This window comes from Dyadobacter sp. BHUBP1 (genome assembly GCF_050587785.1).
In the GTDB taxonomy this organism is placed as follows: domain Bacteria; phylum Bacteroidota; class Bacteroidia; order Cytophagales; family Spirosomataceae; genus Dyadobacter.
Genome location: NZ_JBOBIH010000002.1, coordinates 120482 through 146803, shown reverse-complemented (window position 1 = coordinate 146803; position 26322 = coordinate 120482). Strand labels below are relative to the sequence as shown.

Sequence of the window (26322 nt, the reverse complement as noted above, 5' to 3'; positions counted from 1 at the left end):
GGTCCCAAACGACCGTTCTGATCCGTTCGAAGTTCTTCCCGATAAGTCAGAACTTCTGATTAGCGTGCTGTTTGCGGTATTCGGAGGGTGTGGTACCGGTTATCTTCCTGAAAGCCGTATTGAATGCGGATTTAGAGTTGTACCCTACCATCTGCCCGATTTCCTCAATTTTGATGTGGGCATTGTCCTGATCGGCAAGCAGCCGCTGCGCCTCCTGAATGCGGTATGCACCCAAAAAGTCGAAAAAGCTTTGTTCCAACTCCTCATTGAGTATTTGTGACAAATGGTGGGTCGATACGCCGAGTCGTTTGGAAAGCGCCGGCAAGGAAAACCCAGGATCAAGAAACGGCTTTTCCGCCAGCATTACCGCTTCCAGCTTGCCCAGCGTCGCAGATTGTATTTCCTCCGTCAGCGACGATTTTTCATATTTCCGCGTGGTTCGTTCTGTCGGCTCGTGAAAAAACAGTGATTTCCTCAACACCGTGAAGCTGATAATGTAGATGATCAGGGAAATAAATGCAGCGATGATATGGTCGCCGAGGTCATGTCGAAATGAGATTCGGACGACAAAGAAAACCAGTATCAGGAATGCCAATTGTAAAGACATGTCCCGGAACCAGGTCAGCGAATTCTTTTCACCCGTAAAGAACGAAGTCCCCCGTGCCCGGAACGCCCTGGTAAGAAACCAGAAACCGGCAATGCTGTAAATAACCATACTGGCAAATGTAAGGTCATTGATATGCCATTTCGGGTAAAACATCCAATCGCTGCCGTACCGCACGGCCTCGATCCTCTCCAATTCCGGGTGGAAAGAGCCGATGTTCGAGTTATACTTGAATGTCAGGTCTTGTGGGTATATGAGCAAACACATGTACACGAGGTACACCACCGAGGGTAAGAAATGGAGCCACGCACGTTTGGGCATTTTTTGGTTCACGCCTGCCTGGGTGTAAAGAAAAGCAGTCGGGGCCATCAGCAGGTTCAGCGGTTCGCTGAAATCTACCAGCCACAGCACACGGAACATGTAATGGGTGTATCCCAACCAGACGTCGCTGATAATGACCGACATCGCCAGGATAAGTATTCCCAGGAAGAGGTTCGCTCGGTTGCTTCCCCTTGCATGCGACAGGAAAACATATGCGAGAATCAGCCCCTGCACACAACCCAGCAGAATGAATAACGAAAAAAGGTCGGTACGGATTGGCGGCGGCGCAGGGATCATGTTATTACATCTCGGATTCCAAATATACGAATTCGGGAATGCAATTGCGGGAAGGTATCTTTTCGGACCCGAATGCTTAGTAAAGGACGATCAGGAAAATAAACACTACAAGCCAGAGCGCTCCTGTGAAATGCCAGTAGCGGGTAAAAAGTTTAATGCGAAGGCGATTTGGAGGATTGACGCTGTACACGAACGAATCCACATAGCTTCTGTTCTTGATTGCTTTTCTAAACAGATAGCTCAAATACAGCACGCCTCCGATCATATGCAGGAGGTGTAGGCCCGTCAACAGGTAAATAAACCCTTCGGAAGTGTTGACACCGCTAAAAATGCCGGAATTGACCATTTCCATCCATCCCCCCGTTTGCAGCATGATGAACGTGAAGCCAAGCAGGAGGGTTGCGCCCAGAAATACCCTATAATGCAGGAAACGTTCGTTTGTAAAAGCGAGGTTCGCTTCGTGAAGCGTAATACTGCTGAACAGGATAACCAGCGTGCTTAGCCAGAACATATCCGGCAATGCCACGAGGTGCGCCGTCTCTTTGTGTGCCCGGAGGAGGAAAATGACGAAGATCGAAGTAAAAAGCACTGAGCTACCCGCAACCCCTAACCAAAGCATAAAGCCAAGCGGCTCACGACGTTTGGTGAAAGGATTTTCGGTTTGCTTAGTTGTGTGCTTCGGACTCATCTCCCAATCATTGATATCTTCGAAAAGCGCAATTCAAAGTGAATATAACGACTATTTTGCACCTTAATACATAACGCGAAGGTTAAATTATTTAAGAAACCCCTGCCAGAGACGAAAGTCGGGAAAATGCTCTTTTACATTTTGCTCCTGCCCGAAAATGCCGAACAGCGTGGATCCTGAACCGCTCATGGCTGCGTACTCCGCACCAAGGCTATATAACTTTTCCTTTATTTTTTCTAAAGAGGGGTGTGTTTTAAAAAGGGTTGCTTCAAAGTCGTTTATAACACGGCCTTTCCACGTAGCGATCGGCTCCCGAAGTATATTACGTAAATTTTCAGTGCTTCGTTTCGCGACTACGCCAGAATATGCTTCAACGGTTGAAATGTGGATTCCGGGGTTCACGAGCACTATCCACTTCCCGGAAATATGAATGTCAATTGCTTCAAATTGATCGCCTTTTTCGAAGCAATACACCGGTTTGTTACGGATAAAAAAGGCGCAATCGCTGCCGATAAGTCTGCCGTATTTCTCTTGTTCTTCAATGGAAATTCCCAGATCGAACAACTGATTCAGCGCTTTGATGGTAAAAGCTGCGTCTGCCGATCCTCCCCCAAGTCCGGCACCGATAGGCACCGTTTTCAACAAATGTATTTTAACGGCGGGCAGATCAAAATCACGCCTGAGCATTTTGTACACCTTTGTGCAAAGATTTTCATCTGCATTGCCTGGTATAGTGATGCCATCGGAAAGAAATGAAAACTTCTCCGCCAAGGTAATTTCCAACGCATCCGACCAACCTACGGGATAGAAACAGGATTCGATGTTATGAAACCCATCCGGGCGCTTCTCGACGATATTTAAACCGATATTGATCTTGGCATTCGGAAATACTAGCATTGTACTTTCTATTGCGGCAGTAGTTTACTGTTCCCAGCGCCACTCCTGGCCGATAATCAGTTCTTCTTTTAAGCCTTGCGATATAAGATAATCACGGGTTTTCTGGTCCGACAACTTTTTCACCGCAATATTCTCTGCATTAGAGAGTGCATACAGGTACATGGAAGCAATGCGTACGGTATTCTCCAACTGCTCCTTGTTCACCAGACTGAAATCATCACAATCCGCATGGTAGCATTGTAAAACATTGGGTTCCAGATGTCCGGACAAACCAGCAATAGGAACGCCTTCCAGCATGAATGGCTGGTGATCGCTGTGCAGGCCGGCCCTGTTTGTAGTCTCGTTCTTATAGTCGCTGTCCACCGAACGGATAGCCTGGCCCACCGTTGCGAAGAAGTCCACCATCTCGTCCCGTCCGAATGTGTTGGCACCATTGGGATCGTTCGTCATATCGAGGTTCATCATGTAAGAAACCTTGTTGATCGTTCCGGATTTTTTGAGTTCGTTTACAAAATGCTTTGAGCCCAGCAATCCTTGCTCTTCGCCCATAAACAACACAAACTGAATGGTCCGTTCTGGTTTCACTTTCAATGCCTTGAATGCTCTGGCCACATCAATTACCGCAAACGAACCGATGCCATTGTCAATAGCGCCGGTAGCCAGGTCCCACGAATCCAGGTGACCACCGATAATCACTTTCTCATCCGATTTCCCTTTGAGCGTGGCAATTACATTCCGTGCCTTGATAGGCTTCGAAATGTTGTGCATATCAATATGCGCTTCCAGAGGGCCTTCGTCCTTAATCCATTTCCTGATCTCGTGGCCGCTTTCATTGGAAATGCACACAGCAGGAATAGAGATAATAGCTCCCGTGACCGATGCGGTTCCGGTAAGTAAAATCTTGCCCGGCGCGCCATTGACCATGATCATTCCCCGTGCTCCATATTTGATTGCCAATGCTGTCTTTTCCGACCGGTGCAAATTCTTTTTACCCGTTACACCCACGAGGTTGATGTTTGCCATTGCAATCTTGCCCTTCACTTTATCTTTAAGAGCCAGAAAGTCTTCTTCCAATCCGTTGCCGACATCCACGATTTCTCCTTGCAGATTGGATTCCACAGGCGAATGTGCCAGGGATACTACCGGAACATCACGAAAATTGTCGCTGCTGCCAGGAGCGATGGAGAGGGTCACAGTATCCCGCATCCATGCTTCCACTTCGAAAGGCTGATAAACCACATCGGTGAAACCATAGCTTTTCAAAAGCTTGAATGCATATTCCTCTGCTTTTTCACCATTGACACTTCCGGTAAGCCGGTGCCCGATGGTCTTGGTTGCATCGCCCAGTGTTGCATAGGCTTTGCTATTTTCTCTGATCTCCCGGTCAAGGCGGGAGAACTGCTTTTCCCATTTTCGATCTACCGGGCGAAACTCCGAAAACAAAAAAAACAGCCCACCAATGAGAACAACTTGTACAACTTTCTTCATAATTCCCGATAAAGGATGTCAGCAACTTGAAATTTTCCTCAAATATCGCATAGATATTTGACCTCTTGCAAGATAAACACAAAGGAGACCCTAAAATCAACCCTTTAGTTTCATCGCGTCCTTAATATACCCAATTTCTGACTGTTCTGACGTCACTTTCCCGCATGGATGCAGCACATTTTTATTTAAGTGTAAAAATTACACTTATTATGTTTCTTTTCTTAAAGTTATTTGAACATTTTTGTACTTTTTAGCGCTTATATTTAAACATCGAAGCTTTTTAAATCAAAATAATCATATTTCGCAATGTATTTCCTTGGATTCGATTTAGGCAGTTCGTCCGTCAAAGCTTGTTTGATTCACGCAGATACCGGGGCAGTTGCCGCCTCCGCATTCTACCCGGAAAGGGAAATGACCATTGCAGCTCCCAAACCTGGCTTCGCTGAACAGCAGCCTCAGATGTGGTGGGAAAATGCATGTCTTGCTTCTCAGGCTGTTATTAAAAAAGCAAACGTATCCCCAGAAGAGGTCGGCGCAATTGGTATATCCTACCAAATGCACGGGCTCGTGGTGGTGGATGAAAACCTGAACGTTCTCCGTCCGTCCATTATCTGGTGCGATAGTCGCGCCGTCGAAGTGGGTAACCAGGCGATGGAAGCATTGGGTGAGGAATACGTACTGCCTCATTTACTGAACTCTCCGGGCAATTTCACGGCATCGAAACTGGGTTGGGTGAAACAGAACGAGCCCGATGTTTACGCGAAAGTTCACAAATTCATGCTGCCCGGCGACTACCTGGCCGCCCGCATGACCGGGGAGGTTGTAACCACTCCATCGGGGCTTTCCGAAGGAATATTCTGGGACTTCGTGAACCAGCGCCCGGCCGATTTCTTGTTCGATCATTTCGGGTTCAACCAAAATATCCTTCCCGAGATACTGCCGACATTTGCGGAGCAAGGAAAAGTAACCGCCGCTGCCGCTGCCGAACTCGGCTTGCGCGCGGGCATTCCCGTCACCTACCGTGCCGGAGACCAGCCTAACAACGCCTTTTCCCTAAATGTACTCGAACCGGGTGAGGTTGCAGCCACTGCCGGCACCTCCGGGGTAGTGTATGGCGTTAGCGATCAAATTAAATTCGATCCGAAATCACGTGTCAATACTTTCCTGCACGTGAACCCGATTTCCTCAGCATCCCGTTATGGCGTTTTGCTGTGCGTAAACGGGACCGGAAGCCTGAATGGCTGGCTTCGCAATGCGCTGTTCCAGGGAAATATCTCTTATCCAGAAATGAACAACCTCGCCGCACAGGCGCCTGTGGGTTCCGATGGCCTCTTCTGCCTTCCATTCGGTAACGGAGCCGAGCGTATGCTCGAAAATCAGGATCCCGGAAGTACATTTAAAGGGCTTCAATTCAGCCGCCACGGCCTGAGCCATTTCACGCGTGCATCGCAGGAAGGCATTGTCTTCGCCCTCTATTACGGAATGGAAATCATGGAAACGGTAGGTGTGTCTCTCAAGAATATCCGTGCCGGAGAAGCCAATATGTTCCTGAGCCCTGTTTTCCGAGAAACCTTTGCTAACGTGTCTGGCGCCACCGTCGAGCTTTACAACACCGATGGCGCACAAGGGGCAGCCCGCGCTGCCGGTTTCGGACTAAGCTATTACAAGAACCGCGAAGATGCATTTGTCGGACTTACGGCGCTACGCACGATCGAGCCCGATGCAAATCACGTACAGGCCACGCGCGACGCATACAATAACTGGAAAACTACTCTCGAAAAGAGCCTCTCATAAGCATAAAACAGGCCTCATCTTGAACCCAGGCATGAGGCCTGTTATAACACGCTTGCGTCACTTGAATTGCTCACACCGCCGCCTCCTGTTTCTTCTGAATTTCTTCCACCTTATGCGCGGTCACTTCCGTGCGCCTTACGGTACGATTGTCTTTGTCGACATACTGCCGATAGGTTAGCCTACCTTCGATCGAAACCATTTTACCTGTCGTCAGGAAAGTCTCGCAGCGCTGTGCCAGTTCCCGCCACACGACCACGGTATGCCAGACCGTATTCTTGACCTCTTCCTTGTTCTTATTAACATAACCTTCGTCCGTTGCCAGTGAAAAGGTTAGCATTTTACCGCCCTCAAACTCCTTCACATTGATTTCGCGGCCTACATTTCCGATTAATTTTACCGAGTTCATTGTTGATAATGTTTAGATGATGAATACTGCTGCCGGATTGAATAAAGTGAACCGACAATGCAAAGATGTAATGGGTGAAAAACAGAAGTCGGTTTTTAACCGCTTATAGTCATATGAAAGCATTTGCAGCCGTTTGCAAACGGAAAAATGCAAGCCGGCCGTCGTCGCAAATGAATTTTACTATATTGCAGGCCAGGAAAATATATGCACACTGCCCGGATAAAAGCGGTCCGGCGAAACAAAAGGTATATGGTAAATTGTCAGGAATGCGGCAGACCTCTCACGGGTAGGATCGATAAAAAATTTTGCTCAGATATGTGCCGAAACAGCTTCAATAACCGGCTCAATTCGGATTCTCACAACATTATCAGAAATATTAATAACCAGCTCCGGAAGAACCGCCGGATTCTGGAAGAACTTTGTCCCGATGACAAATCCAAAACCACCAAGCACATTTTAATGGCCAAAGGCTTTGATTTTAACCTGATTACCAACATCCGTCCGACCCTCAAAGGAAGCATTTATCGCTTCGTTTACGACTATGGCTACCTTGAACTGGACAATGATTTTTATCTGATCGTAAGGGATAAACGATTGGAGAAATAGATATTTTTGCAAGAATTCAAACTACCACCGATGAAAAAAGTAAGCCTCAGCGATTCCGGCCCGAAGGTTTCGGAAGCAATTTATGGTTTTTGGAGATGGACCGACGAGGGTGCCATTACCACCACGCAAATTGAAAAAACGGTCAACCTCTGCCTCGACCTGGGCATTAATACATTCGACCATGCTGATGTTTACGGCGATCATACGATTGAAGAACATTTCGGCAAGATCATTGCCCACAAATCCTTCAAGCGAGAAGACATTGTGCTGTTCAGCAAGTGCGGTATCAGAAAGTCGGAGGATAAATACCTGACCTACTACGATAATTCGCGCGAGCACATTATCAACAGCATTAACGGCTCACTCAAAAGGCTCAAAACCGATTATCTGGATATTTTCCTGCTCCATCAAAGCGACCTGCTGGCCGATCCGGAAGAGACCGCCATGGCATTGGCCGAAATCGTAACCTCGGGGAAGGCAAAACACATTGGAGTCGCCAACTTTACGGTTTTCCAGCATCAGCTGCTTGCGTCGTACCTCCGGATTCCGATCGTCACGAACCATATTGAATTGAACCTGATGAATACGACCGCAATCGAAGATGGCCGTATCGATTTTATCAAACAGAGTTTCAGCAAACCGCTTGCCTGGGCGCCCCTCGCGGGAGGAAAAATCCTGAATGGTACCGACGAAAAAGCAGTGCGCCTGAGGGCCAAACTGGATGAGGTCGGCAAGAAATACGATGCCAATATCGAACAAACGGCGGTAGCCTGGCTCATGAAATTGGGGACGTTACCCATTATCGGATCGCTCTCCGAAGCCCGCATTCGTAATGGTGCTAGCGCTTCGGATATCAAGCTGAGCCGGGAAGATTGGTACGATATCTATCAGGTTGTCGGGAAATAAAAAATGCAGGGGGTGCTGTTGGTTGTCACAGTCCCCCTTCATTTTTATGACATTGCGGGCTTCCCATATCAAATACCGTGTCCCCTGCATTCAGCTAAGTTCCTGGATTGAAGGTCAATCCTTCAACTGCTTCGCATCCAGCTTCCTGATGATCTCCTTTTTATTAAAAAGCAGTCGCCAGACAGCAAAAGTCGTGTCCTGGGTAGCCATGCATTTTTTACAAATGACGCTTCCCGCCGCAACAGGCGCGTTGTACACGAGGAGGCTGTCGTTGAGCTGCTGTAAATTATCTCCCGCTTGCGTGCTGCTTTTCGCACTGTAAGCGTAGGCATCCAGTATTTCCCTTTCCTTGGCGTGCAAATCGGCGCGTTTTACGTCATTGATCCCGAACAATTCCACTTTAACTCCGTATTCCTTTTCCAATGCAGCGATCACCGGAATACCGCTCAGGTCACGGCAATGTGCCAGTCCGGCATCCGGGTTCTTTTCCAGTTCGCCTTTCAAGGATTTCTCTGCGATCTGCGCGATTTTCTTGCCCCATTCGTCGGCTGATGATACCAGCTGCACATTTGTAACCCGTTTGATCTGCGAGGCTTTGATTTCCCTGTTTAGCTCTTTTGTGTTTTCGATGCGGCCGCTTTTAAAATCGCAGCTTGTGAAAGCTACTGCCAACATGGCAATGCATATGATTCTTTTCATTGTTCCAAATATTTGTTTAATCCATCAAACGGTTTCTCTCACAGCACGCAGCCAGTCCCTTGAAACCATTCATTTAGCTAAAATGCGTATCTTTGTGCCCCGAATGCGAGATGCCAAAGATATTCAATAAAGATGATCGATAAATTAGAAGCTATAAAAGAACGGTTTGAAGAGGTTTCTCAACAAATCATACAACCGGAAGTAGTCTCCGATTCTGCACGTTATTCCAAGATCAGCAAGGAATACAAGGACCTTGGCAAGATCGTGGAGCAATATGCACTTTATCAGAAGTTGCAGAAGGATATTGCCGGTACCAAAGAACTTATAGCGACTGAAAAAGACGAAGATCTGCGCGAAATGGCCAAAGAGGAGCTGGATGAACTGACTCCCAAACTGGAAGAGCTCGAACAGACCATTAAGGAGCTACTTATCCCGAAAGATCCTAACGACAGCCGGAACATCATCCTGGAAATTCGCGGCGGTACCGGTGGCGACGAAGCTGCTATTTTTGCCGGCGACCTTTTCAGAATGTATCAGCGCTTTTTCGAGAAAATGGGCTGGCGGTCATCCGTAATGGATTATACCGAAGGTACCAACGGCGGTTATAAAGAGATTATCTGTAAAGTCGAAGGAGAGGATGTGTACGGCAAAATGAAGTTCGAATCGGGAGTACACCGCGTACAGCGTGTCCCCGCGACAGAATCTCAGGGCCGCATTCACACATCTGCGGCTTCAGTGGCAGTCCTGCCGGAAGCGGAAGAGGTGGATGTGCAGATCAATATGAATGATGTCCGTATCGATACTTTCCAATCGTCAGGTGCGGGTGGACAATCGGTAAACACGACTTATTCCGCGGTACGTCTTACCCACATTCCGTCCGGACTGGTGGTAAGCTGCCAGGACGAACGCTCGCAGCTCAAAAACAAGGAACGCGCATTAAGCGTGCTCCGCTCGCGCCTGTACGAGATCGAGTTGAAGAAACACAATGACGCGATCAGTTCGCAGCGGAAATCCATGGTGGGCAGCGGCGACCGCTCCGATAAAATCCGCACCTACAACTACCCCCAAAGCCGCATTACCGACCACCGCATTGGTTACACGGTTTATAATCTCCCTGCTGTAATGGAAGGAGATATCGCCGAGCTGATCGAAAAACTGCGTATCGCTGAGAATGCCGAAAGAATGCAGGAAGGAGAAGCCGTTTAGGAATGTTGTCCTTTAACTTAATGAAGCGAAGTTTCAGGTCTTTCGATAGGTTACCTTAGTTCGATCTCATCCATACTATAAGTCAAACCATCCTCGGAGAAAGTCAGATTGACCACTTCGAGGATGGTTTGTTTTAATTCTTCCATACTATCGCCCTGCGTGCCAATAAATTTGTCGGCAATATCAGCAATGGCGCTAAAACCTTGCTCTTCCCTTATAACGTCCAGAACTATTTTGGGCTTTTTCATCTCTTTATAAGGAAGCTGAGTGAGTTAACTTACGCCTATTTCGCAGGATACAAAGTGCCGTAAGTCTTCGCTTTATAGCTTTCGAAGTCCTGCTTTTTATGGTAATCCTCTCCGAAAAAGGTAATGATCTGATGGAATTCTTTCGCTTTCAGGTAACCGGCTAGTGGCTGGATCATGTTAAATTGATCGTCCAGAAAAACCGTTGTGGGATAGCTCGGCTGATTATTCGTTAATGCCAATGCGATTTCATGGATGCCGCGACCGCCCTGTTCAAGGTATTTGAACTGCTTGTCGCCCAATTTGATCGTTCCCTTTTGCTCTGCATCGAGCTTTACGGCGTAATATTTCTTGTTGATATATTCGGTAACGGCTTTGTCTTTGAACGTTTCGCGATCCATCACTTTGCACCATCCGCACCAGTCGGTGTAGACGTCGATCAGGATCTTGCGGGGCTCCTTCTGAATTTTGGCATATGCCTCTTCGATGGTCAGCCACTGAATACCTTCGGCGGCTGCACGCCTTTTACCCGTATCGGCTTTGAAACCGGCAAGGAATACCAGCATTACGGGAAATATTATCAGTATTGACAGGAGTCGTTTCATAGTAATTTTTTAGATTTCTTGCTCTTAGACAAATCTCTTTCACAAATCATGGCACGGACTGCGCGTCAGGTGCCAAAGCATAATAACATGGAAGCCAGCAAAGTCATCCCAATTTTACGCATTTTTGACGAAACCAAAGCACGGGAATTTTACATCGGCTGGCTCGGCTTCCAGGTCGACTGGGAACACCGGTTTTCCGACGATGCACCGCTCTACATGCAAGTTTCGCGCGGAGACCTGACGCTCCACCTCTCCGAACACCATGGCGATTGCACACCGGGCGCCAAAGTCTTCATCGAATGCACTGGCGTGCGTGATTTCCACAAGGAACTCAATGAAAAGCAATACAAATACAATCGCCCGGGACTCGAACAGGAGCCATGGAATGCCATTTCGGTAACGGTAGTCGATCCCTTCATGAACCGGCTTGCATTCAATGAGCGGCTTTAAGCATTCTTAGTTTTTGCCAGAGACACCAGAATGCCTCCTGTAATGATTAGCAACATGCCCGTCAGCATAGAAAGCGTCGGAATCGCCTCTCCCATCAGAAAGCCGATCAGCACCGAAAAAAGAATATTGGAATAACCCACCACAGCGACGCGCCCGGCTTTATCGTAAGTAAATGATTGCGTAAGCATTTTTTGTCCCAAAAGCGCCGTAAACCCTAATGCGAGAAAACCCAGCCATTGCCAGGTATTCTCCGGCCATCTGAATGTACCTATCAGAAAATCCAAATGCTCCATAGGATAATACGTACCGACCAGCATCGACAAAATAGGCATTACAATCCCGCTGAGCATAAATGAAAGGATGATCGCGCGCGTGTCGTACACGACACCAAGCTGGCGGATGGACAAGTAAGAAATGGCCGTCAACAGTGCATTGCCCAAACCTAATGCATTATCCCGCAGCGACGACGAAAGATCGGGCCGGAACACGAACAGAATACCGGTAAAACCAACGAATATAGCCATCCATTCCTTGCCATTCAGTGTTTCTCCGATGAGCAGCCAGGAGAAAAGCGCCAGAAAAATTGGGTAAGTATATTGGTAGGTAGAAGCCCGGCCGAGTCCAAGCGTCTGGATTGCATAAAATAGCATGTACAGCGACAATGTTCCTACTACACCTCTGAAAATAAGCAGTCCCAACTTTCCGCCCTCCTGCCTCAGCGGCCGTTGCCAGATGCTGCTAATGATAAAAACCACCCCAACAATGTTCCTGAAAAAAACCAGCTGTACAATATGGAACTCCCTTCCCAGCCATTTCGAGATCGCCGACGTAAGCGAGAAAAAAAATGCGGCGCCGAGCATAAGGTAAATGCCTTTCAGGGAGGATGCGGTCGGGAAATTTTCAGTAGAAGCGGCCAAAAGCAATCAGAATTTGCTGCAAAGATAGCGGTTATCGTACACAACGGAAAGTCGGGGGAAATACCTACCTTTGCACCCGCTTGGTGCCATAAGCTGCTTCTAGTCAGCGATTAGGCTTAATAGGGAATTCCGTTAGCACCGGAAGCTGTCCCCGCAACTGTAAGTCTGCCAACACGTGCCCGATTCTTCGTGCCACTGTCCTGCGACGGGAAGGCTCCGGGTGCGAAAGACGAGCCAGGAGACCTGCCAGAGCATTTTGATCGGACCGTTTTCGGAGGAAAAACAGAAGATCGCCGCCAATCATTGCGATTTAGAGTGTTTACCAACTTAAGACTTGTGGGATGCTGGATGTTATGGGCAAGTTTTGCGCTGACACTGCCGGTTTATGCACAAAAAGACTCCATTGCTCTCGACCCCGTCATCGTGAAGGGATTTGTCCCTCAAAAATTTATGAGCGGCCTGAAAATCCAGCGCATCGACTCCGCTTCGCTCGCGCAGGTACGCTATCAGAATATCGGTGACGTGTTATCCGCTTATACCCCGATTGCATTTAAAAATTACGGGCCGGGCCAGCTCAATACCGCCTCGTTCCGGGGCACCTCCGCCAACCATACTGCTGTCCTATGGAACGGGCTCAACATCAATGCGCCTACCCTCGGACAAACGGACTTCTCCACCATTCCCGTGGCGGGTTTCGACCAGCTTTCGGTTCAGTACGGCTCCGCGGCGAGTGTTGTGGGCTCCGATGCCGTGGGCGGAAGTATTTTGCTTGACAGCCGCGCATCGGCAACGCCGTTTCATGTGTCTGATGGCGGACAATATGATAGCTTCAATAACCATCAGAGCCGAACAGATATCCGCTATCTAGTGCCACTAAACAACCAATGGGCTTTCTCAGGGAAAACGGCACTTTACTATGGCAGGATGAACAACGATTACCCCAAACCAACCCGGAACACTTACGCACTCTTGCCTACCGAAACTTTTCAAAAAGGCATTGTACAGGACCTGTTCCTCCACGGACAAAACGACCAGGAAATTTCCGCACACATCTGGCTCACCGACAATAAACTGACGCTGACGCCCGACGATATCCAAGGTCGTGAAATGACCCAAACTACGGCCTATCGTACGATGTTCCGCTATCAGGTCCGGACGCTCACGCTACGCACCGCCTGGGTACGCGACATCATAGATTATGCCAAAGGTGACCTCTCCCACCCCGACCATTCAATAACGGATAAGTTCGCTTCGAGAATAGAAAAGGATTTTCTGCTAAATCTTGGCAACAATATCAATCCTATTCACCTTAAAACCGGGGGAGAATGGACGCATTATCGTTCACGCGTACCGGGATACGCGCTCTCGCCAGCGAGCGAGAACCGCACGGACTTCTTCCTGCTCACCCGCTGGCAACCGACAGCGCGGATTACTACTTCCATTAACCTTAGGCAGGGCCTCGTTACGGGTTTCAATCCACCGTTCACACCGTCGGTTGGTGTGGAATATAGTTTCATTCAAAAAGCGCTTTACAACCTTACCTTGAAAGGCTCCTATGGCCGCAGCTACCGGGTGCCCACTTTGAACGAACGCTACTGGAAGGACCTCGGTAACCCGGATGTCCACCCCGAAACGGGTTGGAATAAGGAAATCGGCCTTGAACAGATATTTAAAGCGGCTTTCGGCGGCACGCTAAGAACCACCGCAACTTTTTACCATAACCGAATTAAAGACTGGACTTACTGGAATCCATCGAGAAGCTACCGGGTCGAAAATCTGCAACAGGTACTGGCCCGGGGAATTGAATTGCAACTGGGCTATCAGCGACAAACCGGTTTCTGGCGAACAGGACTGGACGTGGGTTATGCATTCAACAAAAGCAGCCAGGAGAAGGCCTACGACAATTACTCGCAGGATATTGTAGGCAAACAATTGGTATTTGTACCTGAACATACGGTTAATGCAAATGCATTCGTGCAGTTCAAGTCCACGAAGCTTACGGGACAGTTACAGGCGGCCAGCAAGCGCTATACAACCTTCGACAATTCACAGTTTCTGGACGGTTATGGCCTGGTAAACCTGCTGGCCGAAACGAGCTTTACCTTTTACAAATTCAAGCTCATTTTACAGGGGCAAGTCCGCAACCTCACCGACACGTTTTATTTAAATGTCAGAAATAATGCGATGCCGGGAAGAAGTTTTGCATTAAGTTTAACCTTTAGTTACGATTCTCAATAAATCAATGAAAATGAAAAGACAGTTAGCCAGTTCATTAGCAGTAGCTTTTTCAACCCTCGCGGTATGGTCCTGTAATCAAAGCGACCCGGCTCCGAAGGGAGACTATGTGAGCGGTGTTTTTGTAATGAATGAGGGTAATTTCTCCCAGAATAACGGTGCTATTTCCTACTTCGCGCGGGAAAACAACACGGCAACCGCCGATATTTTCGCAGTGGCAAACGGAACGGCATTGAAGGGCGGCGTGCAGGATTATACTGCTTCCGAAGAGCAAGGTATTATTCTTGTCGATAATATGTCTGCCGGCCAGGATAAAGTCCAGTTCGTACAACGGTACACTTTCAAGGATGAAGGTACCATTGGTGCACCGGATATAGAGAATCCTCGCGAAGTGGTTATCGCAGGCCGAAAAGCTTATGTTTCGTGCTGGGGAACGGACGTCAGCAAATATTCGACCGGCTATATTGCGGTTATTGACCTGACCACCAAAAAGGTTACCAAAAAAATCAACATAGCCGATGGCCCTGAAAACCTGGCCTATGCTAGTGGGAAGCTTTACATAGGCACTACGCAATGGGCTGCCGGAAACAAGCTGGCGATCATCAATACAAACACCGATGAAGCATCGTCGCCCATTGCGACATCAGGTGCTGCCAATCCGGTTGGTGTTGATGCGAACGGAAAACTATGGGTGAATGCCGGCAATAAAATGTTGCGCATTAATACAGAAACCAACGCTACCGAAGCAACGCTGACGATTGCGACGGACGGGACCAAAACACCCGGCAATTTTACATTCAGCAATGATTTGAAATCCATTTTCTTTGTGCTTTCGTGGTATGACAGCGCTGGTAAACAGCAAGGAGGCACTTACAAATTCTCCATTACCGATACGCAGATAGCCATGGTTACCCCATTGATTCCGCGCCCGTTCTATGGCCTTGCAGTTGATCCGTCACAAGGACTGCTTTACGCAGGCGTGAGCCCGTCCTATACGCAGGCAGGCTACGCGGTTCGTTATCGCGCCGATGGAAGCTTGGTCGACTCTGTCAAAGTAGGCATCGCACCAGCAGGATTCTTCTTCCAATAACATGTAAATTGAAAAAGTCTCCCGCTTGGGAGACTTTTTCAATTTCGGAACCATGCCACTTCACTTAAAAAATCCTTGCGGATCGGGCATCTTGGCTTTCAAAAGTTCAACAAAATCGAGGTTCAGCTGGTTAAAATCCAGCGTCCGGCCCTTATGCAAATGCTCCCACGACTTGTCAAGTTCATTGAGATTATAATGCAACAGCGCCAGGTTATACTGACCGAGCGCATAGGTAGAATCAAGGGAAACCGCATGTTTCAATAATTCGCCTGCCTCGTCCAACTCCTCTTTCCGGCTGGTGATCGCGTACAGTTTGAGTTCAACCGTCGATAAATCCACCAGCAGCGGTACATTGTCTCCTTGCAGGCTCACGCCCTTGCTCAGCATTCTTTTTGCATCCACCCAGTTTTCGCGCTGGTACGATACAACCCCAAGCCCCCAGTAAGCTTCCACATTCTTGTCGTTCAGCAGTTGGGCAAGATTGAAGCGGTAGCAGGCTGTGTCCAGAGAACCCTCCTGCAAATACTCCCAGGCACGGGTCGCGAAGAAACTGCTGGCCTCTGCGCGGCTGGAAAATGATTTGTCACATTCGCTCAGGAATTTGATCTCTTCATCAATCTGCTCCGATGTCTTACTCACTTCTCCGAAGAGCGGGAGAATACGCCTTTCCTTTAAATCAAGGGGCTTTTTGGGGGCTACGTTTGTATCTGTGCTTGGACCCGCGCTTGCCAGATGCGTGTTTTGAGCAAAGCCCAGCACAGGAATCAAAAAGGCAAGCCAAATTACAACAGACTCTTTCATAATTGACTTTAATAGAAGAACAGGTTTCTATTGTCCAAGTTAAACGGTTTTATTGGAATTGTATTGCATTACCGGCGTTTACTTCTTCCGCCCGCAGCCCTACGTCCCCTACTGGTATTCCCCGAACCCTTCCTCGCCTGCGGATAACTGTGTTTTTTCTCGTGGAACGCTCCTTTGAATGTTGGATCTTCCTTACGTCGCTGGTTATCGATCTCCCGCAGCATATCCTGCCGCTCCTGGAAGGGCGTTTCGGCAATGTAAACTTCGTCCGGAAACTCCGCCCTCGGAATTTCCATCCGGATCATCGCCTCAATTTTGCGGATATGGTACTCATCGGCAATGGTCATGAAAGTAATTGCATTGCCCACTGTATTGGCCCGACCCGTCCGGCCGATCCTGTGCACATAGTCTTCGTAAATCAAAGGCACATCGAAATTGACCACGTGGCTCACTTCCGTAATATCAATGCCACGCGCCACGACGTCGGTCGCTACCATTACCCTGATATTCCCTTCCCTGAACGCCTCCATTGCATTGATACGCGTATTCTGGCCTTTATTTGCATGGATTACGCGAAGTTCAGCTTCCGGAACCACCCGGTTCAATAAATTTTGATGCACAAGTCCGGCCACCTCACGGCTTCGCGTGAATACGAGCACGCGCGTGAAGACCTCCTTGTCCTCCAATAAATAAGATAACAGATTGATTTTAGTGCGAAAGTTCGGCACTTCGTAAAGGGTCTGTGTTACCATTTCCGCAGCCGTAGCCTGCGGGGTAACTTCGATCCGGGTAGGAAATTCGAGAAATTCATAGGAAAGGTTTTCGACCTTCCCCGAAAACGTCGCAGAGAAAAGCATATTCTGCCTTTTGCGCGGAATCACTTCCAGCAGCTTGCGGATTTGCGGCATAAAGCCCATATCCATCATTTTATCCGCTTCATCAAGCACCATTACATTCAGATGCTTCACGACGATCTCCTCCTGGAAATACAGGTCCATGAACCGCCCCGGTGTCGCCACAATAATGTCGACGCCTTTACGCAGCGCTTCAATCTGCGTTTTCGGCCCCACGCCGCCGTAGAGCACCACTGTACGAATGTCGGTATACTTGCCGAGCTGCGTGATAGCGTCCGAGATTTGCATCGCGAGCTCGCGGGTAGGAGCCAAAATCAATGCCCGGGGATGCTGTCCCTGGGCATATTTAATGCGCATTAACAGGGGTAATGTATAAGCGGCTGTCTTACCGGTACCGGTTTGAGCAATGCCCAGAATGTCTTGCCCGGCCAGCGCCACGGGTATCGCCTGCTCCTGAATGGGTGTCGGTTCGGTGTAACCTGCTTCTTCAATCGCGTTGAGCAATTGACGGTTGAGCTTAAACTGCTCGAATGAGTTTTGCGTAGTCTGCATTCGGCAAAGTTACGAAAACTAAAACGGTAGCCGGTTATCAGCCCTTCACAACGTCGTCGACAAGACCCGCCGAGCCTATGTAAAGCGGCGAACGCTGGTGAAACGACTGCGGCAGGATGTCCAAAATACTTCCAAAACCGTCGCTTGCCTTACCACCCGACTTCTCAGCAATGAATGCCAGCGGGTAGCATTCGTAAAGCAGCCGCAGCTTGCCTTTCGGATCCTTTTTAGTGGATGGATAAAGGTAAATGCCGCCTTTGAGCATATTCCGGTGGAAGTCACCCACGAGTGAACCAATGTAACGCGCGCTGAAATTTCTTGACTTGCATTGCGCCACATATTGCTGCACAAATGGCGGGTAGCTGTGGTAGTGCCCCTCATTGACGGAGTAGATCGAACCGTCGGCAGGTGTACCAATATTTTTGTGTGATAAAATAAATTCCCCGAGTGACTGATCGAACGTAAAGCCATTCACGCCATCGCCGGTCGAGTACACGAGCATCGTCGACGAGCCATAAAGAATGTAACCCGCCGCCACTTGCTTGCGGCCGCCTTGCAGGAAATCCTCCATCGAAGCCGGACTATTGATAGGCGTCACCCTTCTGTAAATAGAAAAAATCGAGCCGATGGAAACATTCACGTCAATATTGGAAGAACCATCCAGCGGGTCCATGGCCACGACATACTTGCCGTGATTGTTGCCGGTGTGGATAATGTCCTCCTCTTCCTCGGAAAGGATCGCACAAACTTCTCCCCCATTTTTTAATGCACGGATGAAACGTACGTTGGCGACGATATCGAGCTTCTGCTGGTTTTCACCCTGCACATTTTCCGTTCCATTTCCGCCGGCAATGTCGATCAGCCCTGCGCGGTTGATTTCCCGGTTGATGATCTTCCCGGCAAGCGCAATGTCACGGAGCAACTGCGACAACTCGCCCGTCGCATAGGGAAATGCGCTTTGGCTGTGCATGATAAACCGGTCGAGTGTCACACCCACCGGCACCACCAGGTCCTGTACTGTTTTCGTCGCCATAGTCAATTGAATTACATGAGATTGGAGGGAAATTTACACCCGGTTTTTTCCTATTTCCAAACAGTTCGAACTAATAAAATTTTTTAAAAATGAATATAATTTTATCCCCATTAATTCATTGATCAATCCTAAGGGTGAGCCCTTTACGTGGTCGTCGCTTTGCACTTTTTAAATGTCATGCAGACATTAAATCGTATTCCTGCATAACAAAAAAGCACAAGGCACTAATGCCCTGTGCTTTACAAAAGAGTTGTTTTTCTGACGTTTATTTAAGCCTTGCCAACGCCTCGGTCAATGTGGCGATCTTCGCTTCGGCATCCGCTTGCTTCGCTCTTTCTTTTTCGACGATATCACCTTTGGCATTAGCCACGAAGCGTTCGTTCGAGAGCTTTTTCATCACCGATTCGAGGAAGCCTCTGGTGTATTCCAATTCACGCAGAAGATTCTCGCGCTCCGCCTCCATATCCAGCTCGTCGGCCAGGTTAACAAAAAACTCATCCGACTTCACTCGAAACGAAGTACCTTCCGCCTCGCCCGACACATAACTGATGCCTTCCACATTCGCCAGCTTTTCGATCAGCGGCGTCAATGCATTGTAGCGCTCGTTTGAATCTGTGCGAATCGCCAGCGGCAATGCAGTTTTAGGACTAATGCCTTTCGAATTCCGCAGGTTACGGATCGACGAAACGAGTTCAAACAATATATCAAAGTCATTCAGCAACGCCTGATCAAACTCTCCGGCCTGCGGGAAATGTGCGACGCAAATGGATTCCTTCTCGCCTCTTTCAATGATGTTCTGCCAGATTTCCTCCGAAATAAAAGGCATGAACGGGTGCAGCAAACGCATCAGGCGATCGAAAAAGTCGAGCGTCGAGTCGTAAGTCGACAAATCGATCGGCTGCTCGAAGCCCGGCTTGATCATTTCGAGGTATTGTGCACAGAAATCGTCCCAGATTAGTTTATAGATCGAGCCCAATGCGTCCGAAATACGGAATTTCGAGAAGTGGTCCTGCACTTCCGCCAATGTCTGGTTCAATTTGCTTTCAAACCACTGTACCGCCAGTTTCGAACCTTCGGGAACCGGAAGTTCGCTATCGACGGTCCAGCCTTTTACCAAACGGAAGGCATTCCATACTTTATTACCAAAATTCCGGCCCTGCTCGATCAGCTTTTCGTCATAAGGCAAGTCATTACCAGCCTGTGAGCTGAAAAGCATGCCGGTACGAATGCTGTCCGCGCCATATTTATCGATCAGGTCGATTGGATCGGGTGAATTACCCAGCGATTTCGACATTTTGCGGCCCTGCTTGTCCCGAACGATGCCCGTCAGGTACACATTCTTGAACGGATACTGGCCGCGGTATTCATAACCCGCAATGATCATCCGCGCCACCCAGAAGAAAAGAATCTCCGGTGCAGTTACGAGGTCATTGGTTGGGTAATAGTAATTTACTTCCTCATTCTCCGGCTCTTTAATACCATTGAAAACGGAGATCGGCCAAAGCCATGACGAGAACCATGTGTCGAGCACGTCCTCATCCTGCTTGATATCTTCTTCTGTCAATGCAAAAAGCTGCAACTCATGCTGCGCCTTGCGCAATGCCTCCCGCTTCGACTTCGCGACGATCATGGTACCGTCGTTCAAATAGTAAGCCGGAATGCGGTGGCCCCACCATAGCTGGCGGCTGATATTCCAGTCACGTACATTCTCCATCCAGTGGCGGTAGGTATTTTTGAATTTCGCGGGAATCAGCTGCACCGTATCGTTCATCACATTCTCGAATGCCGGCTTGCTGATTTTCTCCATTTTCAGAAACCACTGCTCGGAAAGCCTTGGCTCAATCACCGAATCGGTACGTTCCGAATGTCCTACATTCGACCTGTACTCCTCCACTTTCACGAGGTTACCCGACTCTTCGAGCAACTTGATGATCTTCTTGCGTGCAATGAAACGGTCTTCACCTACCAGGATCTGCGCCTTTTCATTCAATGTACCGTCTTCATTCAACAGATCGATAATCGGCAGGTTATGACGTTTCCCAAGTTCGTAGTCATTGGTGTCGTGTGCCGGAGTGACTTTCAAGCAGCCAGTTCCAAATTCCATTTCCACATAATCATCCGCGATAATCGGAATAGCCCGGTTGATCAACGGAATCAACACTTTTTTACCAATCAAGTGCTGATAACGCTCATCCGCAGGGTTCACACAAATCGCCACATCCGCCATAATCGTTTCCGGGCGGGTAGTCGCGATCGTAACCCCTTCCTCCATGCTCCCTTCTCCATCCTCCCCGACCAGCGGATAGCGCAGGTAAACTAGCTTCTGATTCACCTCTTTCATGATCACCTCCTCGTCGGACACGGTCGTGCGCGCCTGAGGGTCCCAGTTCACCATGCGGTGGCCGCGGTAGATTTCTCCTTTATTATAGAGGTCAATGAAAACGTCGATCACCGAATCGTACAAATCCGGCTCCATCGTGAAGCGCGTACGGTCCCAGTCGCAGGAAGCGCCGAGTTTGCGAAGCTGTTTCAGAATAATGCCGCCGTATTTGTGCGTCCATTCCCAGCAATATTCGAGGAATTCGTCGCGGGTAAGGTCACGCTTGTTAATGCCGCGCTCTTTGAGCATCGCCACCACTTTGGCCTCGGTAGCAATGGAAGCGTGATCGGTACCAGGTACCCAGCAGGCCTCTTTACCTTCCATCCGCGCCTTGCGGACCAGAATGTCCTGAATAGTATTATTAAGCATATGCCCCATGTGCAGCACGCCGGTGACGTTCGGCGGGGGGATCACGATGGTGTAGGGTTCTTTGTCAGGATTGGGTTTCGACTGAAAAAACTTGTTCTCGATCCAGTAGGAGTACCATTTGTCCTCTATCTCCTGAGGGGCATAAGTTTTGGAAATCATTGCGTGTTCAGAAATTTACCGTAGCTGTCGGTTAGTCATCTTAAAAGCCGGCAAGTTAGCGGTTACGGGCGATATTTCTAAACTATTTGCTCCTCTTTGCGGACCGGCAGCCAGATCGTAAATGTGCTCCCTTCACCCGGTTTGCTCATCAACCGGACAGTACCTTCATGCGCCTCGACCATCTTTTTAACATAACTCAACCCAAGGCCGAAGCCTTTGACGTCATGCACATTGCCGGTAGGCACCCGGTAGAAAGTATCGAAGACGCGCTGCTGCTGCTCACGGCTCATGCCTATGCCCTTGTCGGTAATAGAGATCGCGATACCGCCATTTTCATTTTTGGTACTGATATTCAAATACAACTTCTCCGGCGAATATTTGATCGCATTGTCGATGAGGTTGTTCAGAATATTGGAGATATGCACCTCATCCGCAGCCACTACATCTTCCTCTGCCTCGAAGTTCATGTCAACTTCTCCTTCCTTCTGCTCGATCTGCACGCTCTGTCCGTTTAGCGCAGCGCCGATGAGGTCATGGATGTTGGTTTCCGTGATTTTAAGTTTGACATGCCCTTTATCCAGCAGTGCCATTTGCAAAACCTTCTCCACATGCGTCCCGAGTCGTTTATTTTCCTCGCGGATAATGCCGAGGTAGCGGTCGAGCCGCGAGCCTTTCGGGCTATCCATCAATGAAGCCGAATTCTCTTGCGCCATTTCCGCTGCCAATGCAATGGTAGAAATAGGTGTTTTGAACTCATGGGTCATATTGTTGATGAAGTCATTCTTAATGTCAGAAAGCTTCTTCTGACGCAGAATGGTCGTAACGGCCAGGTAGAAACAGGCCATAATTACGATGATCAGAATGCCGGAGCCGCCGAACATTACACCCATATTACTGAGAATGTAGCGCTGCTGATCCGGGAAGTAAACATATAATGCATTCTGCGCGGTGAGTGTTTCGTTCGGGAACAGCGATGCTTTATACGACCGCTCCTCCCATTCACTCCTGCGCATGCTCACGGTCGAGAAAATAAGGCTATCCGTCGACCGGCCGCGCACGGCCCCCCTCACGGCAAATTCGTAAGGCAAAGTGACACCATTCTGGATCAGCTGTTTTTTCAATAGTGTGTCGAGCAGAAATCGGTTCACACGCTGCTCGATGGGCCTTTTGGTATAAACAAAATCCTTCATGACTTCTTTCAGCAACTCGGCGCGGTCGGGTTCTTCCGCATTGAGAATCGCCCGCGACTTCTGTTTACTGCTTTTTGCATTCTCTGGCAAGGCCACTTTCCGGTTAGCCATTCTGGAAATCGAGTCCTTTTTCGGGAAATCGCTGCCTTTCCGGCGGAATTCGGGATCGGCCATGCCGCGCATGGCATTTCCCAAACGACGCTCGTCGTCCAGCCGGCGACGCATAAACTCGTCGATACCGGCCATGCCATATTGCTGCGCCTGAAAAAATTCCTCTATAATGCGCTGCTGGTGATCCACCATCACCCTGATATTGGGGCTGAGTACGTCGGTAGGGGCCGCTTCGGTAATGATCTGATAATGTATTTCCTCGCCGTTCGGGCCAATGGCGATCTCCATTCGCGGCTGTAAGCGCGGTACTATTTCCTGAACAGGCGCCTTAGGCTTCGGCGGAGTGGTCCGCTTCATGGGCATGTCGCGCAGCTGCGCAATGCGGTCGAGCTTGCTTTTTTGCTGCTCCGCCTCGATGCGGCGTTGCAGGAGATACATCATTTCCTGCTTTTCCAGTCGGTGCACCACTTGCTGTACCGACTCGGAGACCTTCTGATTGAACTGGTCGTTCCTGATCGCGATAGCTTCCCTGATCCAGTACCATTGAAAACCGATGAGCCCGATCAATGCCAGACACATCAGCCCTACGATAATTTGTATTTTACGCTTGGTCATAATTTCCGCTTCCCATGTGCAACGCCGGCTGTGCTTTACCCGACATTTTGCCAAGAACAAATTTAGTGTTTCGCCCCCGGCCAAAGGTGTTTTTAACATTATTTAACAACGCCCCAAGCAACATAGCCATGGTTTTGCAATTCATTCAGACTCAAAACAAAAACTGCTTATGAAAACTGTTTCAATTCAAAAACTGACATGGTCGCTGCTGCTCGTAGCGGCACCGGCGCTGCTATCCGTTGCGCAGGCCCAGTCCGACAAAAAGCCTAAAAAGGACGATGACGACAAAAAGACAAGCATTAGGATCCGGGTAACCGAGGAGGAAAACGGCAAGACCCGCGACATCGAGAAAAGTTATCAGGTAGGTGCGCTGAGCGATGACGAAAGGCAAAAGTTCATCGATAAAGTACTTGATTCGCTGAATGTCGACAAAAAGGGCAAGCAAACCATTTCAATTACGGTGGATGATGGTGCCGACGGCGTGATAGCGGCCAAAAAACGTAAAAAAGTGATTATCGACCATCGCGATCCGCGCGAGCCGATGGCATTTCACTGGGACGGCGATTTCAAACACGACCTCGACTGGGATTCGGAGAAGTTCAACGAAAGCATGAAATCGATCCAGAAAAATTTCGACAGAAACTTCCATCCCAAGGCTAAAATGATGCTGCGGGACATGGAGGATTTTGGCAGGAATTTCAGCAAAAGCTTTGACTATGCCTGGGATAACAGCGAGAATGCGAAAGGAGCAACAATCCGGTCTTTGAATGCCTACACCAATAATCCCGCCGACGACGTCCTTAACCTGCGTTTCAGCGTGCCGCAAAAAGGCAATGTGACGGTGACAGTCACCGACACCAAAGGCAAAGAAGTGGGTAAAAAAGAGATCCACGAGTTTGAGGGCGAGTATGTAGGCCAGGTCGAACTTAAGAAAAATACAAAAGGGACGCTGTTCGTAACGGTGGTTCAGAACGAAGATGGAGCGGTGAAAAGGGTGGTTATTCCCTGAATGGAGCCACTTTTACGATAGCGAATCCCCTTTGCCGGAAACGGTAAAGGGGATTTTTCCTGTAAAAATTATGCAACAATTTCGCACACATATAGTAAGAGTTGTAAATTTGCCGCTTATTCACCAATCTACCGCGACATCAATTTTTGAAGCAACTATGCTGAATCTTATACTGTTTGGCCCTCCGGGCGCCGGGAAAGGTACCCAAAGTGAAAAAATAATTGCAAAGTATAATTTGATCCACCTTTCCACAGGAGATCTGCTGCGCTCGGAAATTCAGGCTGGAACAGAGCTGGGATTGAAAGCTAAAACTTTGATGGACCAGGGCATTCTGGTGCCGGACGAAGTGGTAATCGGGATGATCGATAACAAGCTGAAAGAGCACCGCGACGCGGCTGGTTTCATCTTCGACGGTTTCCCGAGAACGGTGAAGCAAGCCGAAGCGTTAGACAATCTGCTTGCGAGCTACAACGAAGGTATTTCAGTGATGGTAGCCTTGTCGGTCGACGACGATGAGTTACTGGCCCGCCTTTTGAACCGTGGCAAAACTTCCGGCCGTCCCGACGATCAGAACGAAGAACTGATCGCGAAACGCATTCAGGAATACAACAGTAAAACAAAACCCGTTGCCGACTATTACCAGAAACAAGGAAAGTTTGTCGCTATCAACGGAATAGGTGAAATCGATTTCATTTTCGGGGAAATCTCGAACGCGATCGAAGCAGCCTGATTTCTATTTTTCCCACTATACTCACATGGCCTCCTCTAACTTTATAGACTACGTAAAAATCAATGCGCGCTCCGGCAACGGCGGTGCCGGCTCTATGCATTTCAGGCGTGAAAAGCACGTCGAGAAAGGGGGACCGGACGGCGGTGACGGCGGACGCGGAGGTCACGTGATATTGAAAGGCAATGCCCAGCTCTGGACATTGCTGCATTTAAAATACACCAAGCACGTAAAGGCGTTCGACGGAAAAGGCGGCGAAGGCGGGCGGCGCACGGGAGCGATTGGAAAGGACATTATCCTGGAAGTACCGCTCGGCACGATCGCCAAAAATGCCGAAACCGGCGAACAACTTTTCGAAATCACCGAAGACGGACAGGAAATGATCCTGTTGCGCGGTGGACGCGGCGGAATGGGTAACGACCATTTCAAGTCCGCTACCAATCAGACTCCCCAATATGCCCAACCCGGCGAACCAGGCAAGGAAGAGTGGTTCATCCTCGAACTGAAAGTACTAGCCGACGTAGGTTTGGTGGGCTTCCCGAACGCAGGCAAATCTACATTGCTCTCAGTTGTTTCAGCAGCCAAGCCAGAAATTGCCGATTACCCCTTCACAACCCTCGTGCCGAACCTGGGCGTTGTACCCTACCGCGATTACAAGTCTTTCATAATGGCCGATATTCCGGGCATTATCGAAGGCGCTTCGCAGGGTAAAGGACTCGGTCTGCGGTTTCTGCGGCACATCGAACGCAACTCCATTCTCCTTTTCATCGTACCTGCTACCAGTGAGGATATCCAGGCCGAATACCAGACGCTGGTGCAAGAGCTACGCTTATACAATCCCCAGCTGCTCGACAAAAACCGCCTGCTAGCGATTTCCAAAATGGATGTAATCTCTGAGGAAGAGCGGGTTACATTACAAGAAAATCTACCAAACGGTATCCCAACGCTTTTAATTTCTGCAATAACCCAAGAAGGTATTGAACAATTAAAAGACAAAATATGGGAAATGATTAACTCACCGTTCCCCGTACAATAATAATTTCTTGAAAGAGGCAACCTTTCGATGCA

24 protein-coding genes and 1 riboswitch are annotated in these 26322 nt (G+C 48.8%); of the genes, 10 read left to right on the top strand and 14 right to left on the bottom strand.

Annotated elements, in window-relative coordinates:
- Nucleotides 1–46: 46 nt before the first annotated feature.
- The 4 genes from ACQ4MZ_RS07385 to ACQ4MZ_RS07370 all read right to left on the bottom strand — a co-directional run bounded on the left by ACQ4MZ_RS07385 (nt 47) and on the right by ACQ4MZ_RS07370 (nt 4295).
- Nucleotides 47–1222: a helix-turn-helix domain-containing protein gene (locus ACQ4MZ_RS07385; protein ID WP_430843968.1), complete on the bottom strand. Its 1176-nt coding sequence runs from the start codon at nt 1220–1222 to the stop codon at nt 47–49.
- 76 nt (nt 1223–1298) lie between these two features.
- Entirely contained in the window at nt 1299–1910 is a 612-nt protein-coding gene (locus ACQ4MZ_RS07380) for a cytochrome c oxidase subunit 3 (RefSeq protein WP_430843966.1), read from the bottom strand.
- Nucleotides 1911–1997: 87 nt separating this feature from the next.
- Nucleotides 1998–2807 (bottom strand): 4-(cytidine 5'-diphospho)-2-C-methyl-D-erythritol kinase, encoded by an 810-nt coding sequence (ispE, locus tag ACQ4MZ_RS07375; protein WP_430843965.1) that lies wholly within the window; start codon nt 2805–2807, stop codon nt 1998–2000.
- A 24-nt stretch (nt 2808–2831) separates the two neighbouring features.
- Nucleotides 2832–4295 carry a M20/M25/M40 family metallo-hydrolase gene (locus tag ACQ4MZ_RS07370; protein ID WP_430843963.1) on the bottom strand — a complete coding sequence of 488 codons (1464 nt, stop codon included), beginning with the start codon at nt 4293–4295 and terminating at the stop codon, nt 2832–2834.
- Nucleotides 4296–4601: 306 nt separating this feature from the next.
- Between ACQ4MZ_RS07370 and ACQ4MZ_RS07365 the strand changes: the two genes are divergently transcribed.
- Entirely contained in the window at nt 4602–6089 is a 1488-nt protein-coding gene (locus ACQ4MZ_RS07365) for a xylulokinase (RefSeq protein WP_430843961.1), read from the top strand.
- 70 nt (nt 6090–6159) lie between these two features.
- Here ACQ4MZ_RS07365 and ACQ4MZ_RS07360 read toward each other — a convergent pair whose 3' ends face one another.
- On the bottom strand, nt 6160–6495 hold the full coding sequence (locus ACQ4MZ_RS07360) for a single-stranded DNA-binding protein (protein WP_430843960.1): 336 nt from the start codon (nt 6493–6495) through the stop codon (nt 6160–6162).
- A 315-nt stretch (nt 6496–6810) separates the two neighbouring features.
- Here ACQ4MZ_RS07360 and ACQ4MZ_RS07355 point away from each other — a divergent pair, with 315 nt between their 5' ends.
- Both ACQ4MZ_RS07355 and ACQ4MZ_RS07350 read left to right on the top strand, forming a co-directional pair.
- The gene (locus ACQ4MZ_RS07355) at nt 6811–7101 is read left to right on the top strand and encodes a hypothetical protein (RefSeq protein ID WP_430843958.1); all 291 of its coding nucleotides are present in this window, start codon (nt 6811–6813) and stop codon (nt 7099–7101) included.
- Nucleotides 7102–7131: 30 nt separating this feature from the next.
- Nucleotides 7132–8007, top strand: a complete 876-nt coding sequence (locus ACQ4MZ_RS07350) for an aldo/keto reductase (protein ID WP_430843956.1) — start codon at nt 7132–7134, stop codon at nt 8005–8007.
- Nucleotides 8008–8121: 114 nt separating this feature from the next.
- On the opposite strand, the gene ACQ4MZ_RS07345 is transcribed toward ACQ4MZ_RS07350, so the two are convergent.
- Complete coding sequence (locus ACQ4MZ_RS07345; protein ID WP_430843954.1) at nt 8122–8706, bottom strand: hypothetical protein; 585 nt, start codon at nt 8704–8706, stop codon at nt 8122–8124.
- 132 nt (nt 8707–8838) lie between these two features.
- Between ACQ4MZ_RS07345 and prfA the strand changes: the two genes are divergently transcribed.
- Nucleotides 8839–9912: a peptide chain release factor 1 gene (gene prfA, locus ACQ4MZ_RS07340; RefSeq protein ID WP_430843953.1), complete on the top strand. Its 1074-nt coding sequence runs from the start codon at nt 8839–8841 to the stop codon at nt 9910–9912.
- Between the two features lie 50 nt (nt 9913–9962).
- On the opposite strand, the gene ACQ4MZ_RS07335 is transcribed toward prfA, so the two are convergent.
- Together ACQ4MZ_RS07335 and ACQ4MZ_RS07330 are read right to left on the bottom strand one after the other, a co-directional pair.
- Complete coding sequence (locus ACQ4MZ_RS07335) at nt 9963–10160, bottom strand: hypothetical protein (protein ID WP_430843951.1); 198 nt, start codon at nt 10158–10160, stop codon at nt 9963–9965.
- A gap of 35 nt (nt 10161–10195) precedes the next feature.
- Complete coding sequence (locus ACQ4MZ_RS07330) at nt 10196–10762, bottom strand: thioredoxin family protein (protein ID WP_430843950.1); 567 nt, start codon at nt 10760–10762, stop codon at nt 10196–10198.
- A gap of 48 nt (nt 10763–10810) precedes the next feature.
- On the opposite strand from ACQ4MZ_RS07330, the gene ACQ4MZ_RS07325 reads away from it, so the two are divergent.
- Nucleotides 10811–11212: a glyoxalase superfamily protein gene (locus ACQ4MZ_RS07325; RefSeq protein WP_430843948.1), complete on the top strand. Its 402-nt coding sequence runs from the start codon at nt 10811–10813 to the stop codon at nt 11210–11212.
- Here the strand turns inward: ACQ4MZ_RS07325 and ACQ4MZ_RS07320 are convergent.
- Nucleotides 11209–12129, bottom strand: coding sequence for a DMT family transporter (locus tag ACQ4MZ_RS07320; RefSeq protein ID WP_430843947.1), 921 nt, complete (start codon nt 12127–12129; stop codon nt 11209–11211). The two genes, ACQ4MZ_RS07325 and ACQ4MZ_RS07320, sit on opposite strands and share 4 nt — an antisense overlap.
- Nucleotides 12130–12193: 64 nt before the next feature.
- A riboswitch (cobalamin riboswitch) is annotated at nt 12194–12394 on the top strand.
- A gap of 50 nt (nt 12395–12444) precedes the next feature.
- On the opposite strand from ACQ4MZ_RS07320, the gene ACQ4MZ_RS07315 reads away from it, so the two are divergent.
- On the top strand, nt 12445–14367 hold the full coding sequence (locus tag ACQ4MZ_RS07315; protein ID WP_430843946.1) for a TonB-dependent receptor plug domain-containing protein: 1923 nt from the start codon (nt 12445–12447) through the stop codon (nt 14365–14367).
- A gap of 10 nt (nt 14368–14377) precedes the next feature.
- Nucleotides 14378–15454: a DUF5074 domain-containing protein gene (locus ACQ4MZ_RS07310; protein WP_430843944.1), complete on the top strand. Its 1077-nt coding sequence runs from the start codon at nt 14378–14380 to the stop codon at nt 15452–15454.
- Nucleotides 15455–15514: 60 nt separating this feature from the next.
- Here the strand turns inward: ACQ4MZ_RS07310 and ACQ4MZ_RS07305 are convergent, their stop codons facing one another.
- From ACQ4MZ_RS07305 to ACQ4MZ_RS07285, 5 genes are all read right to left on the bottom strand, one after another.
- On the bottom strand, nt 15515–16255 hold the full coding sequence (locus ACQ4MZ_RS07305; protein WP_430843943.1) for a tetratricopeptide repeat protein: 741 nt from the start codon (nt 16253–16255) through the stop codon (nt 15515–15517).
- 68 nt (nt 16256–16323) lie between these two features.
- On the bottom strand, nt 16324–17661 hold the full coding sequence (locus ACQ4MZ_RS07300; RefSeq protein WP_430843942.1) for a DEAD/DEAH box helicase: 1338 nt from the start codon (nt 17659–17661) through the stop codon (nt 16324–16326).
- 37 nt (nt 17662–17698) lie between these two features.
- Nucleotides 17699–18694, bottom strand: a complete 996-nt coding sequence (gene fbp, locus ACQ4MZ_RS07295) for a class 1 fructose-bisphosphatase (protein WP_430843941.1) — start codon at nt 18692–18694, stop codon at nt 17699–17701.
- 265 nt (nt 18695–18959) lie between these two features.
- Entirely contained in the window at nt 18960–21602 is a 2643-nt protein-coding gene (locus ACQ4MZ_RS07290) for a valine--tRNA ligase (protein WP_430843940.1), read from the bottom strand.
- A 77-nt stretch (nt 21603–21679) separates the two neighbouring features.
- Entirely contained in the window at nt 21680–23518 is a 1839-nt protein-coding gene (locus ACQ4MZ_RS07285) for a sensor histidine kinase (protein ID WP_430843939.1), read from the bottom strand.
- A gap of 169 nt (nt 23519–23687) precedes the next feature.
- Here ACQ4MZ_RS07285 and ACQ4MZ_RS07280 point away from each other — a divergent pair, with 169 nt between their 5' ends.
- The 3 genes from ACQ4MZ_RS07280 (at nt 23688) to obgE (ending at nt 26290) form a co-directional block, all read left to right on the top strand.
- On the top strand, nt 23688–24527 hold the full coding sequence (locus ACQ4MZ_RS07280; protein WP_430843938.1) for a T9SS type A sorting domain-containing protein: 840 nt from the start codon (nt 23688–23690) through the stop codon (nt 24525–24527).
- Nucleotides 24528–24684: 157 nt separating this feature from the next.
- Nucleotides 24685–25257, top strand: a complete 573-nt coding sequence (locus tag ACQ4MZ_RS07275; RefSeq protein ID WP_430843937.1) for an adenylate kinase — start codon at nt 24685–24687, stop codon at nt 25255–25257.
- Nucleotides 25258–25282: 25 nt separating this feature from the next.
- Nucleotides 25283–26290, top strand: coding sequence for a GTPase ObgE (gene obgE, locus ACQ4MZ_RS07270; protein WP_430843936.1), 1008 nt, complete (start codon nt 25283–25285; stop codon nt 26288–26290).
- The last annotated feature ends 32 nt before the right edge of the window (nt 26291–26322 follow it).